This window comes from Tanticharoenia sakaeratensis NBRC 103193 (assembly GCF_000963885.1).
Taxonomy (GTDB): Bacteria; Pseudomonadota; Alphaproteobacteria; order Acetobacterales; family Acetobacteraceae; genus Tanticharoenia; species Tanticharoenia sakaeratensis.
Genome location: NZ_BALE01000055.1, coordinates 1 through 14946, shown reverse-complemented (window position 1 = coordinate 14946; position 14946 = coordinate 1). Strand labels below are relative to the sequence as shown.

At 67.1% G+C, this 14946-nt stretch carries 18 protein-coding genes and 1 other RNA gene; 12 read left to right on the top strand and 7 right to left on the bottom strand.

Going from position 1 to position 14946, the window contains the following annotated elements; translation table 11 throughout:
- Nucleotides 1–197 precede the first annotated feature (197 nt).
- Nucleotides 198–911: a fasciclin domain-containing protein gene (locus tag B8446_RS15090; RefSeq protein WP_053053923.1), complete on the top strand. Its 714-nt coding sequence runs from the start codon at nt 198–200 to the stop codon at nt 909–911.
- 48 nt (nt 912–959) lie between these two features.
- On the opposite strand, the gene B8446_RS15085 is transcribed toward B8446_RS15090, so the two are convergent.
- Together B8446_RS15085 and B8446_RS15080 are read right to left on the bottom strand one after the other, a co-directional pair.
- Nucleotides 960–1532 carry a thiamine phosphate synthase gene (locus B8446_RS15085; RefSeq protein WP_048851071.1) on the bottom strand — a complete coding sequence of 191 codons (573 nt, stop codon included), beginning with the start codon at nt 1530–1532 and terminating at the stop codon, nt 960–962.
- Nucleotides 1508–1969 carry a hypothetical protein gene (locus B8446_RS15080; protein ID WP_053053921.1) on the bottom strand — a complete coding sequence of 154 codons (462 nt, stop codon included), beginning with the start codon at nt 1967–1969 and terminating at the stop codon, nt 1508–1510. Before B8446_RS15080 ends, B8446_RS15085 begins: the two co-directional genes overlap by 25 nt.
- A gap of 71 nt (nt 1970–2040) precedes the next feature.
- On the opposite strand from B8446_RS15080, the gene B8446_RS15075 reads away from it, so the two are divergent.
- The 7 genes from B8446_RS15075 to B8446_RS15045 all read left to right on the top strand — a co-directional run bounded on the left by B8446_RS15075 (nt 2041) and on the right by B8446_RS15045 (nt 5924).
- Nucleotides 2041–2268, top strand: coding sequence for a hypothetical protein (locus B8446_RS15075; RefSeq protein ID WP_241767819.1), 228 nt, complete (start codon nt 2041–2043; stop codon nt 2266–2268).
- 115 nt (nt 2269–2383) lie between these two features.
- The gene (gene zapA / locus B8446_RS15070; RefSeq protein WP_048851070.1) at nt 2384–2725 is read left to right on the top strand and encodes a cell division protein ZapA; all 342 of its coding nucleotides are present in this window, start codon (nt 2384–2386) and stop codon (nt 2723–2725) included.
- A gap of 9 nt (nt 2726–2734) precedes the next feature.
- A non-coding RNA gene (ssrS, locus tag B8446_RS15065) (6S RNA) lies at nt 2735–2891 on the top strand.
- Entirely contained in the window at nt 2878–3459 is a 582-nt protein-coding gene (locus tag B8446_RS15060; protein ID WP_048851068.1) for a 5-formyltetrahydrofolate cyclo-ligase, read from the top strand. The genes ssrS and B8446_RS15060 overlap by 14 nt, the downstream gene beginning before the upstream one ends.
- An 11-nt stretch (nt 3460–3470) precedes the next feature.
- Complete coding sequence (locus tag B8446_RS15055) at nt 3471–4286, top strand: TIGR00282 family metallophosphoesterase (RefSeq protein ID WP_048851066.1); 816 nt, start codon at nt 3471–3473, stop codon at nt 4284–4286.
- 75 nt (nt 4287–4361) lie between these two features.
- Nucleotides 4362–4757 carry a flagellar biosynthesis repressor FlbT gene (locus tag B8446_RS15050; protein ID WP_048851065.1) on the top strand — a complete coding sequence of 132 codons (396 nt, stop codon included), beginning with the start codon at nt 4362–4364 and terminating at the stop codon, nt 4755–4757.
- A gap of 132 nt (nt 4758–4889) precedes the next feature.
- Complete coding sequence (locus B8446_RS15045; RefSeq protein ID WP_048851063.1) at nt 4890–5924, top strand: ABC transporter substrate-binding protein; 1035 nt, start codon at nt 4890–4892, stop codon at nt 5922–5924.
- Nucleotides 5925–5973: 49 nt separating this feature from the next.
- Here the strand turns inward: B8446_RS15045 and B8446_RS15040 are convergent, their stop codons facing one another.
- The 5 genes from B8446_RS15040 to B8446_RS15020 form a co-directional block, all read right to left on the bottom strand.
- Nucleotides 5974–6309, bottom strand: coding sequence for a YidB family protein (locus B8446_RS15040; RefSeq protein ID WP_048851061.1), 336 nt, complete (start codon nt 6307–6309; stop codon nt 5974–5976).
- Between the two features lie 123 nt (nt 6310–6432).
- Nucleotides 6433–7341: a type II secretion system protein GspK gene (locus B8446_RS15035; protein ID WP_048851059.1), complete on the bottom strand. Its 909-nt coding sequence runs from the start codon at nt 7339–7341 to the stop codon at nt 6433–6435.
- A 2-nt stretch (nt 7342–7343) separates the two neighbouring features.
- Nucleotides 7344–9632 carry a type II secretion system secretin GspD gene (gspD, locus tag B8446_RS15030; RefSeq protein ID WP_158507610.1) on the bottom strand — a complete coding sequence of 763 codons (2289 nt, stop codon included), beginning with the start codon at nt 9630–9632 and terminating at the stop codon, nt 7344–7346.
- A 53-nt stretch (nt 9633–9685) separates the two neighbouring features.
- Nucleotides 9686–10306: a type II secretion system protein GspM gene (gene gspM / locus B8446_RS15025; protein ID WP_048851057.1), complete on the bottom strand. Its 621-nt coding sequence runs from the start codon at nt 10304–10306 to the stop codon at nt 9686–9688.
- A complete protein-coding gene (locus tag B8446_RS15020) occupies nt 10303–11319 on the bottom strand; it encodes a PilN domain-containing protein (RefSeq protein WP_048851056.1) in 1017 nt (338 codons plus the stop codon). Before B8446_RS15020 ends, gspM begins: the two co-directional genes overlap by 4 nt.
- A 413-nt stretch (nt 11320–11732) precedes the next feature.
- Here B8446_RS15020 and B8446_RS15015 point away from each other — a divergent pair, with 413 nt between their 5' ends.
- The 4 genes from B8446_RS15015 to B8446_RS15000 form a co-directional block, all read left to right on the top strand.
- Nucleotides 11733–12458 (top strand): gamma-glutamyl-gamma-aminobutyrate hydrolase family protein, encoded by a 726-nt coding sequence (locus tag B8446_RS15015; RefSeq protein ID WP_048851054.1) that lies wholly within the window; start codon nt 11733–11735, stop codon nt 12456–12458.
- The gene (locus B8446_RS15010) at nt 12455–13282 is read left to right on the top strand and encodes a pseudouridine synthase (protein ID WP_048851052.1); all 828 of its coding nucleotides are present in this window, start codon (nt 12455–12457) and stop codon (nt 13280–13282) included. The genes B8446_RS15015 and B8446_RS15010 overlap by 4 nt, the downstream gene beginning before the upstream one ends.
- A 22-nt stretch (nt 13283–13304) precedes the next feature.
- The gene (gene rsmD / locus B8446_RS15005; protein ID WP_048851049.1) at nt 13305–13889 is read left to right on the top strand and encodes a 16S rRNA (guanine(966)-N(2))-methyltransferase RsmD; all 585 of its coding nucleotides are present in this window, start codon (nt 13305–13307) and stop codon (nt 13887–13889) included.
- Nucleotides 13890–14048: 159 nt separating this feature from the next.
- The coding region (locus tag B8446_RS15000) for a DNA translocase FtsK 4TM domain-containing protein (protein ID WP_199484136.1) at nt 14049–14946 on the top strand (898 nt) is incomplete at its 3' end.

Genomic DNA, 14946 nt, shown 5'->3' with positions numbered 1-14946 from the left:
GGGTGGCGGCTGGGGCGGTGGCTGGGGTGGCGGCGGCTGGGGCGGCGGTTTCCCCACGACCGTCTACAACACGAGCTGCCAGACCACGTTCGAACTGGTGAACGACCGCGTCCTCGGCTGGACGATGCGCGGCGACGGGTGCTGAGTTATACCTGTTCGATCACCCTCGGTCGGATAACGGGAGCTGCGGCGCGCGAATGACGGACAATGGCTGGTATGGCGTGCGGCGTGCGCGCTGTCTGGTGGCTCTCGTGCTGCCGTTTATGGTCGCGGCCTGCGAAAGTGGCGCGCAGCAGGACCCTCTGCCGCTTCGTGGCGGGACGTCCGCATCCTTGATGCCTGCCAGTGCCGAGCCGGCGCGGCAGCTGCCGTCGCCGGATGCGAAGTTCGGCGCGGGCGGCGCTCCGGACAGTCCAGTCGCCTACGAGCGTCCGGCGGCGCCGTCCTATCCCGACCGCCCGCTCTCGGAGAATCTCGCGTCCTCCCTGGAAGTCGCGGATTACGTGCACGGGCTGGACACGACGGGGCTTTCCGCCCTGCTGCGTCGCGCAGGGCCGTTCACGGTCTTCGCAATCCCGAATCGGCCGCTGGAGCGGTTTGCCGGACAGTGGTCCGGCAGTGATCTGTATGCGCCGGCGTCACAGCCCGTGCTCAAGCGCCTGCTGGGCTATACGATCGTGCGCGGCCGGTGGGATGAAGCGCGTCTGCGCCGCGTCATTGCCCGCACGCACGGAACGGCAGTCGCATTGAAGACCATCTCCGGCGATCCGCTGACCGTGGCCGTCGAGCCATCCACCGGGCAGCTCGTGCTGGCCAATGCCAAGGGCGCGACGAACCGGCTGTGGTTCATCAGCGCGCGGCAGTCGAACGGCGTCCTCTATTTCACGCAGGATATCCTGCCGCCGGCATGAAGCCGGCGCTTTTCTGCGCCAACCTCGGTCGTTTCGGACGCGACACTGCTATGTCAGTGCCGCACTGATCCCGTCGAGCAGGAGACGCGCCTGTTCTGGCGTTTCCGGCAGTGTCAGTCCGATGAAATCAGCCCCCGCGGCACAGAGAGCGTGCACTGCCATGGCGTCATCCAGCATTGCCACGACGGGCAGTTCGGCGACGCCCGCCCACCAGCCGACGAGGGCTGCGACCGTCTCCGCCTGTCCCTGGAACGACACGTAATCCGCACCGTCCTCGCCGGCCTGCATGGCGAGATCGCGGCTTTCGCCACAGGGAACGCCCAGTTGCCGGTCGGTGCCCAGCACACGTCGCGCATCGGCCGTCGGCATCACGTCAAATGCGACTTCCGCGCCGTCGCAGTTCTGCGTTCGGGCCAGATCGGGAAGGTCCGTCAGCATCAGTGCGATGTCGCGTGACTGGATGTCTTCGCGCAGGGCAGCCAGCAGCCGCGATGCGCGCCCGGCATCGGTCGTCCCGATCCGCACGGCGGCGACCGGATAGTCCGCCAGAGTTGCTGGAATCCACGAGACGTCGACGTCCGGCAGGTCTGGAAGCGTTATGTAGAGCTGGCAGTCGGGCATGGGCACGCAGGTCCGGTATCGAGGTAAGCGCTGATCTGGCGGCACCGATAGTCTTTATAGGGCGGCAGGCCTACTGCGAAACTGGGCGGTCGTTCGGGAAACACGTGCGCGCCGCAGACATCCGCCAGTGCCGCGATGGCGGGAAACTGGGGGGCCATTCGATCGAACACGATGGCGGGCTGCCCGGCCCGCAGCGCGCCCGCCGCGCGACCGGCGGCGTCGTCGCAGTCGAGGATATGCGGCACCGGCCGATCAAGGGCTCCGATCAGCACCCGCCACCATGGGCTGCCCATGAGGCGGGCCGCGCCGCGCATCGACAGGAGCGTCACCGGCCGGCCGGCGGCGATGGCGAGCACGAGCCGTGCCTGTTCCAGCCCCCAGACTTCGATGCAGGGGCCGGCCATGGGCCCGGGCAGGCTGCCTGCGTCATCAGGCATCGACGTTGCTTTCCTCTCGAGGCTCGGTTATTCGCCATTACAAGACGTTGACAGTGAAAGAGACGCAAGCCGTGCCGCAGCCTCCGGATTCGATGCAGGCGGCCGACCCCGCCGACCGGCTGGAAGCCGCCCTCAATCGCATCGCCTATGCGCTGGATCGTCCGCAGCCTGCAATCCCGGCCGAGCCCGATCCGCATGCGCCCGACCTTCAGGCGCTGGGGGCGAATATCGATGCATTGTGCGCCCGCATTCGCGACATGCTCGGACCGGACGATGCACCTGCATCGACCGAGGGCTGAGTCGTTGGCTGCCGCGTCGTTGCGCATCGGCAGATCTGGTCAATTGCATTCGAGCCGCATGATGTTCCTTGGTGGTTTTACCAAGGGCCGCGCGCTCTAGAGGGAGGCCCGACGCATGGGGCAGGTCGCGGTTCGGCTGAACGGTTTCGTCTACACGGTGGGCTGTCGGGACGGGGAGGAGAGCCATCTCCAGGCCATGGCCCAGCAGGTCCAGCGTCGCATCGACCGCGTCCGCGCGCTCGGGAGCCAGAGCACGGAAGGGCGGACGCTGGCGCTTGCGGCCCTTCTGATGGCGGACGAGCTGCATGATCTGGCGGCCGAACGGATGCCCTCCGGCGCGGCCGAGACGCTGGCGCAGGCCGAGCAGGCTGTGCGTGAGAACACGAGGCGTCAGGAACAGCTTCTTCATCTCGCCGAACGTGCCGAAGGCATTGCAGCCGAGCTTGAGCAGCCCTAGTTATGGGGAGCGGGGCTGCCGGGCGCGTCAGGCAACTCAACCCCTGGGCCGATAAGCACTTCCTTAGGGAGCTGGCTCTGTCGTGATCCTGGTCACGTTATCCGGCGCCCACCTGCGTGAGCAGGTCCGGGAGGGCTGAAAGACCAACGGCCATGGCGGCTCCGCACATCATTCCCGATCCCGACGAGGCCAAGCGCGCCCTGCGTGCCGCAATGCGTGCGCGCCGTCTGGCCGAGCCGCCCGATGCGGCGACGCTCGATGCCCTGAGAGCAGCGCTCGATGCAGCCGTGCACGCGATCGATCCCGATGGACCGGTCGCTGCGATCTGGCCCCTGCCGGGGGAGCCGGACCTGCGGCCGCTGCTGCGTCATTGGCATGAGGCTGGTCGCTCGATCTGCCTGCCCAAGACCCACGCGCCCGGCGTTGCGCTGACGTTCCACACCTGGGAGCCGGATGGCGCCATGCATGACGGCCCCTACGGCACGCGTCATCCGGGCGGAGATCCGGTGCTGCCGTCCGTCGTGCTGGTGCCTCTGCTGGCCTTCGACCGACGGGGCCACAGGCTGGGCTATGGCGGCGGATTCTACGATCGGACACTGGCCGCACTGCCCACGTCCCGGCCCGTCGGCTTCGGATTGTCCTGGCAGGAAGTGACAGATGTGCCGACTGGCCGGTATGACAGGCCGCTCGACATGATCGTGACCGAGCGTGAGGTGATCCGCATCGGCTTTTGAAAGGGCAGGGGATGCGGATCGTTTTCCTGGGCGACATCGTGGGACGCAGCGGTCGGGAGGCGGTCATCGCCCATGTGCCCAAGCTGCGGAAGACGCTGTCTCTCGATCTGGTGGTGGCGAACGGGGAGAATGCCTCTCACGGCTACGGGCTGTCTCCGGCGATTGCGGACGAGCTTCTGCGCAATGGCGTGGATGTGGTGACGCTCGGCAACCATGCCTGGGACCGGCGTGACCTGATCGGCCAGATCGACCGTCTGCCCGCCGTGATCCGTCCCATCAACTACCCCGCCGGAACGCCGGGCCAAGGCAGCTATCTCGTCACCTTGCCGGACGGCCGGCGCGCGCTGGTCGTCAACGTCATGGGGCGTCTGTTCATGGACGCGATGGACGATCCGTTCCGCGTCGTGGGCGAGTTGCTGGCGAAGCATCGCCTGGGCGTCACCGTGCAGGCGATCGTGATTGACATTCATGCGGAAGCGACCAGCGAGAAGCTGGCCTTCGGGCATGTCATGGACGGGCGCGCCTCGCTCGTCATCGGCACGCACACGCATGTGCCGACCGCTGATCATCGCATCCTTGCAGGCGGCACGGCCTATCAGACCGACGCGGGCATGTGCGGCGACTATGACAGCGTGATCGGCATGGGCAAGCAGGCCTCCGTTGCACGTTTCGTGCGCAAGATGCCGGGCGAGCGGCCCCAGCCGGCGGAAGGTCCGGCCACGGTGTGCGGCCTGATGGTCGAGACCGACGACGCGACAGGCCTGGCGCGCCGGGTGGCGCCGATCCGCATCGGTGGCTTACTGGCGCCGAATCTGCCGGATTTCTGAGCGCGCGTTAACGCTTCCTTAGGATATGTGGACTAGATCCGGGATCAGCGAAAACGCTGGCAGGGACAGGAACACATGGCGGGATTGGGAATCAGGCTCAGCGCGGGGGACAAGCTCGTCATCAATGGTGCTGCGATCCAGTTCGAGAGCGACGCGCAGATCCGGCTCGCCAATCAGGTGAACTTCCTGTTCGGCCGTCAGATCATGGCGCCGGACGAGGTCACGACACCCGCGCGGCGGATCTATTTCGCGCTGCAGACCGCGCATGTCGGGACGCAGGACGAGCGCCGCGCGGCGCTGGAGAGCGCGCGCTATTTCATCGAAACGTTCGCGCAGGAAACGACATCGGCCACGGCGCGGGCCCTGCTGGCGGAGGCCCTGACGGCCGCCGAAAACGGGCGCGGGTACGACGCGCTGCGGATTGCACGAAGGATCGTCCGGCACGAGGATGCCGTACTGGCTGATGCCTGACGGAGATGGCTGCGCCCGGGCTTCCCTTGTAAGGATAAGCAGGATTTTCAGACATGCGGTGATGAAGCGATGCGCATTCGATGGGGCCGGTCGGGTTGGGACATGCATCGTGGCCGAACCCGTTGCGCGCGCATGAGCGTCGCGCGAGCAGCCGGGGCTGCGGGTCTGGCCATTGCAGCCGGACTGGCTCCGTGGGCGGCACAGGCCACGCCCGACATGACCGGGCACGACGTCGTGCTGGCATCGCCCCCGCAGAAGATCGCGGATCTGTGGTTCGCACATAACGGCGTCATGGTCATGCTGGGGGCTGCGGACCGTATTGTTGCGACCGTCGATCGTCCGAAGGACCAGCCGTGGATGTTCGCGATCGCCCCGACGCTGCGCAAGGCACGCTGGATGCCGGCCCAGATGCCGGACATCGAGACGCTGGTTCATGACGGTGTGCAGCTTGTCTTCATCCCGCAGGGAGAGGCGCTGCGTCAGGAATGTCAGGCCGCGGGACTGCCCACGGCTGCCATGTCCTTTGATTCGGAAGAAGGCCTACGCCGTTCGGTCGCCCTGACCGCCGACATGCTGAGCGATCCGCAGGCGCAGGCCATTGCTCGCGCTTATCAGCAGCATCTGGATGAGATCCTGAAGCTGGTCTCGTCGCGCGTGTCGGACCTGCCGGTCGGGCAGCGCGCGCGCGTATTGCATCTGCAATCGCTGACGCCGCTGAAAGCCGATGGCGAAGGCACGCTCATCGATCGGTGGATCACTGTCGCAGGCGGGCGCAATGCGGCCACGGGCCTGCATGGCAATCACATGCCGATCACCTACGAGCAGATTCTGGCATGGGACCCGGACGTCATCATTCTGCCGGGCGATGCGCCCGATCCGGAAAGCCTTCCGGACCACGCGGCGTGGGATGCATTACGCGCCGTGCGGTCCGGGCTCGTTTACCGCAATCCCAAAGGCGTTTTCCCATGGGACCGTTATGGCCCGGAATTCGTCCTGCAGGTGGAATGGGCGGCAAAGCTGCTGCATCCCGGCCGCTTTCAGGACATCGATCTGAACACGGCGACGCGTGATTTCTACCGCACGTTCTACCATGCCGAGATCAGCCGTGATGACGCCGACGCGATCCTGCGCGCGCAGGCGCCTGCGGCCGACCGCTCCAGCCAATAGACGCCAGCCACCCGTTCGGGGCTGACGTCCTGGCGGCCAACCCTCAGTGTCAGGCGTTGATCAGATGGATCGCGCGCGGAAGCTGGGTTGCGAGAGCGGAGACGGCGCCGCTTTCGTTCTGACCGGTTTTGTTCGTGAACGCCTCGATCTCGGACTGCGTGAACAGGCTCCGGATGGTCTCGGCCGAGGTCGATTCCGGATGCTCGCTGTTCCGCCATGTCGAAACCATGTCGGACAGCCCCTTGTCACGGGCACGCGTCTCGATCGTCTGCAGACCACCGGCTTTCAGGAACGCATTGAGTTCGCTCATCAGACCCGACTGGTCATCGTCCGACCCGATGATCTTCCCCGTCACTTTTGCGGTCAGTGTCTCGTTGCTCATCATGCGTCTCCTTTCTGGACTTGTGCCGAAGCGACCCGAACGGGACGACGGCTTCTCCATAGGCAACGCGAGGGCAGCGGGAGGTTTGCATATTTTGTCAAAAACTCGGGTTCGGCAAGTGAACGGTCAGTAGAGATCACCCGCGTCGTCGCTTCGCGTCATCAGGATGGAATACGGCGCTGTGTCGTTGGCGGTTGCGAGCATCGCGATCAGCACGACGTGGCGCCGCACCGTGCCGCGCGTCAGATGGATGTCGATCCGCGTGACCGGTTCCGCGCCGCCGCCGATCAGAGGGCCGTCCGAGGACGGGCTGGGCGCCTGCGGGCCGATCTGTGGTGTCGTGGGCAACGCCGCACTTTGCGACAGTTTCAGCGCTTCGCGCACGACGAGATCGGGCGAGTGCATGGTCGGCAGGTCGCGCTGATAGAGCGAGACATGCGGCGTGATGCAATGCAGGAGGGCCGGTGTCATGCCCCGGACCAGCAGGAGATCGGCGGTCGCCCGGAACGGGACGCCTGCCGGTGCCCACAAGGCGCCGCGATAGGCTGCTGTATCGCGCGCGGCGGAGGGATCGCGCCAGGCCACGATGTCGCCGGCGATCCTCAGGGCTGCATCGGGCTGGACCTTGCAGGTCTGCAGCAGGCCCGCGATCAGGGTCGGGCCGGCCGCGTTGATCGGGACGCGGCTGTCGAGCGCCTGTGTCTGGATCGTGATTTTCGTATTGCCGTTCGCCGTAACGACATGCCGTCCGTTTCGCGGCCATGCGGTATTGCCGAGCGAGATCAGATGAAACAGTGCCGTCTGGGCCGCGGCATCCAGGCTGGCGTCGTCCTGGGCACGCGCCTGCGCGGCCTGCGCGAGCTGTGCCTCGAGGCGCGCATCGGCCAGACCGCGCGAGACGATCAGCGCCAGAAATCCGAGCGTCAGCAGCACGAGCAGCAGCGCGAACCCGGCCTCTCGGGGGCGCCCCTGCCGCGGATCGCGGTGTGACGGCCCGGTGTATCGTGCGCCGATCGGGACAGGCCGGGCCGCCATGGTCAGTCCCGCAGGCCGATCCCGTTGAGGAAACGATGCTGCGGATCGGGCGAGCCCGTCAGCGGCATGTGGTTCAGTTCGTCCGGCAGGGTGGCCGCATGCGAGAGATGATCGCGCAGGTCCTCGGTCAGGTTGTGCGCCTCGATCTGGCTGTGCATGACGTGCGGCGTGATGAGGACCAGAAGCTCGGTGCGCGTGCGGCTGTTGCTCTGCGTGCCCGCGAGGAAGCCGAGCACGGGAATGTTCTTGAGCCAGGGAATGCCCGAGTTGTCCCGCGAGGCATTGTCGGTGATGAGGCCCGCGAGCCCGACCGTCTGTCCGTCCGCGATGGTCACGCGCGACGTCACCTGACGTTCCGAGAAGGTCGGGCTGTTGATGGTGCTGCCGGACGTGCTGGAGGATTGTGCCAGCACGGCGCTGACCTGCTGAGAGATATCCAGCGTCACCATGTCGCCGTTGCTGATCCTCGGCGTGATCTGGAGAATGACGCCGGTCGGCTGATAGGACACCTGGTTCGTGATGGTCGAATCCGACGTCACGGCACTGGTCGTGCTGCCGGTGAGATAGGGCACCAGATTGCCGACCATCAGCGATGCGGGCTGGTTGTCGGTCACCATGAGCTGCGGGCTCGACAGCACCTGCACCTTGGTGATGTCCTGCAGCGCATTGATGACGAACGGCGCGCCGCCGCCGGAGAGGCCGCCGATCACGAAGCCCGGGAATGTCGTATTGAGGGCGGCGGTCGCGAGACTGCCCGTGCTGAGCGTCTGGGTCGCGCCGCTGAGAATGCCGTTCACGCCGCCGGACTTGAAGAAGAACTGCGTGCCGTATTTCAGGGTATCGTTCAGCGTCACTTCCGCGATGGTCGCATCGATCCGGACCTGAAGCGGCATGATGTCGATCTTGTGCAGCATCGCCGAGATCGCGCCGATCTCGTTCGCGGTCGCATAGACGAGGATCGCGTTGTTCTGCTTGTCGGGGATGATGCGGATCGTGTCCGTCCGGCCGTTCTGCTCGCCGCCGCCCATGCCGCTCAGTAGCGGGTTGTTGGCGACTGAATCCGCGCTGCCCGCATTATTGCCGTTCCCGTTGCCGCCGGTCTGATTGCCCGTGCCGCTCTGGCCGAAGCTTCCGAAGCCCTGGCTTCCCGTCGAGGAACTTCCGCCGCCGAGCCCGGACAGCGAGCCGCCGCTCATGTTGCTCTGGCCGAAGCTTCCGAAGCTCTGGCCCGAATTGCCGAAGCTCGAATTCGACGTGGCATGGTCCTGTGTCGGCTGGGCCGTGACGTGATCCGGGGTGAAAGCCTGCTGGAGAACGTAGGCCACGTCGTTCGAACGGTTGTTCTGCAGGTAATAGACCGTCCAGCTGCGCACCGTTGCGCGCCGCCCGGCCTCGATCAGCGTGAAGAGACGACGGGCCTGCGCCAGCAGCGCCGGATTGTGCGCAATGACCATCACGCTGTCGATGCGTGCCATCGGCGCGATCTGGATCTCGCTTGCGCGCGGGCCGCCCTGACCGGCGCCCAGCGCCTTTTCGAGCGCCTGTGCCAGTTCCTGTGCGCTGCCGGTCGATGTCGGCAGCAGGGCGTAGGACTGGCCGGCGAGCGCGTCGACATCGAAGGCATGAACCAGATCGATGAGCGAGGCCCGCGTCGCGGGGTCGCCGCTGACGACGATCGCGTTGCTGCCCGGATCCGCGTTGATCTGGCCGCCCGGCGGCTGGAACGGCTTCAGCACCTGCGCGAGCTCGACCGCGGAAGCGTAATGAAGCGGCACGGCCGTCGATCCGCTGTTGGCGCCGACACCCGTGCCGATCCCGCCGCCATTGGCCGCAACGATGTGATAAAGGCCGCTTTCCTCGATCAGCGCGGCACCGCTGCCCGCCAGCAGACTGCGCAGGGTCGGCAGGAGCTGGTCGCGCCGCAGCGGCGTCGTCGTGCGCAGGGTCGCGGTGCCCTGCACATTGGGATCGATCACGTAATTGACGTGCAGCGTATCGCCCAGGATCTGGTTGACGACCGTGCGGATATCCGTGCCTGCGAAATTCAGCGTGATGTCGCCGCCGCCCTGTGCCGTGAGCGCCCCCGTGCCGGAGGCGCCCGTGCCGTAGCTCAGGAGCCCCGTCGGCCCGCGATTTTGCGGCAGCCGGCTGTCGATCCGGGGTTGTGCGGCGCCCGTCCGATCCGGTCCGGGCAGGGGTGCCGGCAGGGGTTCGGGCCGTTCCGCGCAGCCTGCGAGACACAGCATGGCCAGCAGGGCTGCGGCAGACCGTGTGCGATCACGATCGGACATGCGGCGCTCGGCGCCTTCTGCCGTGCTGCGGGGATGGCGAAGCGAGGATCGTGTCATTCGGCAGGCTCGGAAGTGGTCGTATCGGGCATGGTCATATCCTTGGCGCCGGAACTTGCCGCGCGGAAACCCTGTACCGTGAGGCCGACATCGAGCTGGTCACCGCTGCCTTGCGCCTGAACTGACAGATCGTCGGCGACGAGGGAAGGACGGGACGCATCGACGGCATGCAGAAAGGCGACGAGATCGGACCAGCGTGCGGAAAAAGCCAGTCGCACGCCGATACGGCGGGAATCGCCGGCCGGTTCGGCGCGCAGGACGGTAACGCTGGCCAGCGTCAGGGCATGCTCGCCTGCAATCGACATGACCATCTGCTGCAGGGCGGCGGCCGCGCTGGCATCCCGCGACCCGGGCAGGAAGCTGTCATGACCCGGCGCATCCGCCCCGATGGCTGCCAGCTGCGACCGCAGGGCCGGGACGCGCGCGCCAAGAGCTGACATGCGCGTCAGCAGGGCGCGATCGTCGTGAAGCCGTGCGGCGCGATCGGCATAGAGGCCGACCAGAGGCGAAAGCAGCCCGAGCCACAGGATCAGGGCCGCGACCAGCGTGAGGCCCAGCGCCGAAAGCCGTCCCGCGCGCCCTTGAGGCAGCGCGATCGCATCCATCCTCAGGCTCATCGTGCGGTTTCCGGCGGCAGATCGGCGCGCGCGCTGAATACGTCGTGCTTGCCGTCGGGCGCGCGCAGCACCGGACCGCTCAGGGCGGCATTGGCGAAGCCTGCTGAATCCAGCCGCCCGATCAGCGCCGGTGCATCGGCCGAAAGGCCATTGAATTCCAGATGGCGGTGCTTGAGCGTCAGGGCCGTGAGATAGGTGTCGTCGGGCAATGCATCGCTCAGCCGTGCCAGGATGTCCGGCAGCTGGCCCGTGGCGCGCGTTTCCGCCACCAGGGCAGCGGGTCCATGCAGGGCACGGTCGAGCCGGGTGCGGAGGCCTTCGGCAAGCCGCGTGGCCGGGCTGGCTTCGTCGAGCGCGCGCGCCGTTTCTGAAAGGGCCATCTGCTGGTGGAGAAAGGGTGCGGCCATCAGGGCCGCGACACAGGCCAGCGCGACGGCGATCCGGGCGCGGATGCCTCTGGCGCGCGGCCGGTCGAGCGGGATGGTCCGGTCCCCGTCGAGCGAGACGATCGCTCGCGCCCGAAGGCCTGCGCTGTCGAGCACGGCCAGGGCCGGTGCGATGACGGTGGCCGGAACAAGCCGCAGCTGCACGACGATCTTACCTGCGAGCCGACGCACGATGTCGGCGCTGAACATGACCTCGTCCGGTCGGAAGGGCGTCAGGCGATCGATCTCGAATCGCACGATGTCCGCGAGATGGCGTTCCGCGGTCGCCGGAAGATCGACCGTCGTATCCAGGAGCGCAGCATCGGGAACGGCGACCACGATGCGGTCACCGGCCTGGGCAGCCAGCGATCGCAAGGCCGCGGGATCGTGCGCATCGGCTGGCGTGCCGGAGAGCTCTGTGTCGGGACGTTCAGCCGGCCAGAGACTGGCGTATAGCGCGTCCGGCCCTGACAGCATCAGCGCGAGTGTCGGCCGCCGGGTTTTCCGGCGCGGCAGCAGGTCGCGCATCTGCATCGCCCACCAGCGCAGGATGTCGTTCAGCGAGGTGGCGATCTGGACGGTGGGCACTGCGGTCGCTTGTGAAGAGTCGTTGCACTGTCGCAGAGACTGTCCGCATTGTCACGCAAGTGTTTGACGTTGCAGTTACATGCGGTCCCGAAGACGGTCCGTCGGCCAATCTTTTCGGCATGATGAGGACAAGGATTGCGACGCGTGGATTGCCGTGACGCGAACACTGTCCTGACGCGCTGCACCATGGCCGGTCTCGGGGACGCGTCATCAAAACTTCATGGGCGGATCGGCGGGCGCGGCACCCGGCACTGGGTCAGGTGCGGCTTGGAGAGGCAGCATGCGAGCGCCGGGCCACGCCCTCCCCGGCCACCTTCTGCGGAAGCGCGTGTTTGCAAGCATTGCATTGTCCGGCCTAAGTCGGACCGGGTCCCGCGAGGGCCCGTTGTCCAACGTCCACAAGGACCTCTCCGATGCACAGACCCTTGATCGGCGTGACGCTGGATCATGCGCCGGGTGGGCCGCCGGACGTCTTTTCCCGCTTCGATCACTACGCCCTGCGTGAACATTATTTCGCGGCGATCGCGCAGGCCGGAGGACTGCCGGTCGGGATCGGGCATGAAGCCGGACAGGCGGATGCCATCATGAAGCGGCTGGACGGGCTCGTGGTCACGGGCGGTGCGTTCGACATCGCGCCCGACGAATATGGCGGGGGTCCCACCCATGCGCTGACGGCGCCCAGGCCGCGTCGCACGCTGTCGGAACGCGCGCTGATGGAGGCGGCCCTCGCCACCGGGCGGCCTGTTTTCGGCATCTGCGGCGGGATGCAGTTGCTGGCGGTCGTCCTCGGCGGCACGCTGATCCAGCATATTCCCGATGCCATCGAGGATGCCCTGGCCCATGAACAGCCGAACCCGCGTGACGAGGCCGGGCATGACGTTCGGGTGCTGCCGGATACGATGCTGGCCGCGATCACCGGGCGCGCGACGCTGTCGGTGAATTCCTCCCATCATCAGGCCGTTCGTGATCCCGGACGGGCGATTGTCTCTGCCCTGGCATCCGATGGCGTGATCGAGGCGATCGAATATCGGGCGGCACCTTTCGCGATGGGGGTGCAGTGGCACCCGGAATTCGCTATCGATCCGGCCGACGCCGCGATTTTCGCCGCGTTCGTGAAGGCTTCGGGAGATCGGGCATGACAGCGTCGGATGACGGTGGGAAGGGCGAGCGGATCGCAAAGGTTCTAGCACGCGCAGGCGTAGCCAGCAGGCGCGATGTCGAGCGCATGATCGCGGAAGGACGCGTGCGCATGAACAATGCGCTGGTCGAACATCCTGCGACATTTGTCGGCCCCTCCGATCTCGTGCTCGTCGACGGCAAGCCGGTGACGGAGCCTGAGCGGACCCGGGTCTGGCGCTATCACAAGCCCGACGGGCTCGTGACGACACATCGCGATCCGCAGGACCGGCCGACGGTGTTTGCGTCTCTGCCCGAGGGCATGCCGCGCGTGCTGAGCGTCGGGCGGCTCGACCTGAACTCCGAGGGCCTGCTGCTTCTGACGAACGACGGTGCGCTGGCGCGCCAGCTCGAACTGCCGTCGAACGCATGGGTGCGGCGGTATCGCGTGCGCGTGTTCGGTGTCGTGGACGAGGCGCGGCTGGCGGCGCTTGCAAAGGGATCGGAATTCGATGGCGTGCGCTACGGGCCGATCGAGGCGGGGCTCGACAGCCGAAAGGGCGATAATGCCTGGCTGACGGTCTCGCTGCGCGAAGGCAAGAACCGCGAGATCCGGCGCGTGATGCAGGGACTGAACCTGCATGTCAGCCGGCTGATCCGCACGGGCTATGGTCCTTTCCAGCTTGGCACGTTGAAGCGTGGTGAACTGGAAGAGGTGGTGGGCAAGGTGCTGCGTGAGCAGGTTCCGGGCCTGAGTGCGCCGGTGCGTCGCCGCACGAAGCCGACGCGCCATGCGGAGGCGCCGTCCGGGGCGTCGGTGGACCCGACTGGGGAATCCGGGGAATGAGCGGCATGCGCGACCGCGCCGCATGAGGATCGTGGCCGGCGCCTGGCGCGGGCGGATGCTGCGGGCTCCGGACGGGCAGACGACTCGCCCGACATCCGACCGCCTGCGTCAGGCGCTGTTCGACATGCTGGCGCATGCGCCCTGGGCCGGGCATGGCGTTCTGGATGGTGCGCGCGTGCTCGATGCGTTTGCCGGCACGGGTGCGCTGGGGCTCGAAGCCCTGTCACGCGGGGCGGCGGAGGCCGTGTTCATGGAGCGCGACCGTGCGGCGCTGGCGACCCTCTCGGCCAATATCGCGGCCTGTCGGGCCGAGCAGCGCGCCCGCATCCTGCGCTGTGACGTCACGGCCCCGCAGCGCGCGCCCGCGCCATGCGACGTCATGTTCCTCGATCCGCCCTATGCTCGTGGGCTTGTAGAGGCCGGGCTTGCAGCGCTCGACAAGACGGGATGGCTGAGAGACGGCACACTCGTGGTTGCGGAAGTGGCCTCCGGCGATGTGCTGGCCATCGACGCCGAACGTCTCGCAGAACGGCAGCACGGCGCGGGCCGGCTGGTCATCTGGCGGCATGGCGCGTCGAGACCTGCGGGATCTTTAACCGGGCTTTAAGGGCTTGTCGGCAAAGCTCGGTCGGGCAACGATGGCCGCAGGACACATTTTCGCTCAACTTTGCTACTGTAACCAAGTGGTTCGTAGGTATAGTTCATCAAACGCCTGAGAACCCGTCAGCCACGTCCCACGCGCCCGCGCTGAGTAGGAATGCGATCCTTGGCCTCGTTCAGCCATCTGACCTCGACGCCTCTATCCTCCCGCGTGCGGAGCCAGATGCGCGCCCGGTTCGCGGAACTGGGTGGTCTTGGACTTCTGGTGCTCGCGGCGGCGATCGCGGTCTCGCTGTGGAGCTACAACCCGCGCGATCCGTCCTACAACACCGCAACCGGCGCGCTGCCGACCAACCTTCTCGGCGGTCCGGGCGCCTTCATCGCCGATGCCCTGGTTCAGTGGCTGGGTATTGCAAGCGCCGTGCCCGTGCTGGTTCTCGTGGCCTGGAGCTGGCGGGTGATCCGGCACCACACGCTGAATTTCGCCCTGCCAGGGCTGGTCGCCTTCCTGCTGCTCATGCCGGCTGCGGCGGCCTCTGTCTCGCTTCTCCAGCAGATCGTGCCGGGGATCGGAGGGATCGCGTGGCCGTCGCGGGCCGGGTTCGGCGGGCTGGTCGGGCTGTCGCTCGGTCGGCATGCGCTCGAAGCAGGCCGTGCCGAACTGGGAGCGGGCGGCATCGCGGTGTCGGCGGCGCTGGTCTGGCTGTTCACGCTGCTTCTGCTCGTCCTTGCGATCGGCCTGAAGCGCAACGAGTGGGGTGGGCTTCTGACGGGCGCGGCCTTCGTCGGACGCCAGCCCGCACGGATCTATCGTGCGGCGGCGGGCCGCGCTGCCCCGAAGCCCTCGGAAGCACCATGGCAGCCTGCGATGGCGCCGCCCGGCGCGGGCAGGAGTGGGGCATACGGTGCGCCGAACCCGATGGCCCAGGCGCGTGGCGGCATGCCGCACAATACCGGCTGGCTTCAGCCGCACGATCTGGACGAGGAGCCTGACGAGGCGACCCGTACGCCCTATCCGGGGCCGCAGCGCCAGTCGCGGCCGGCGTCTGCACCCGCCGCTGTTG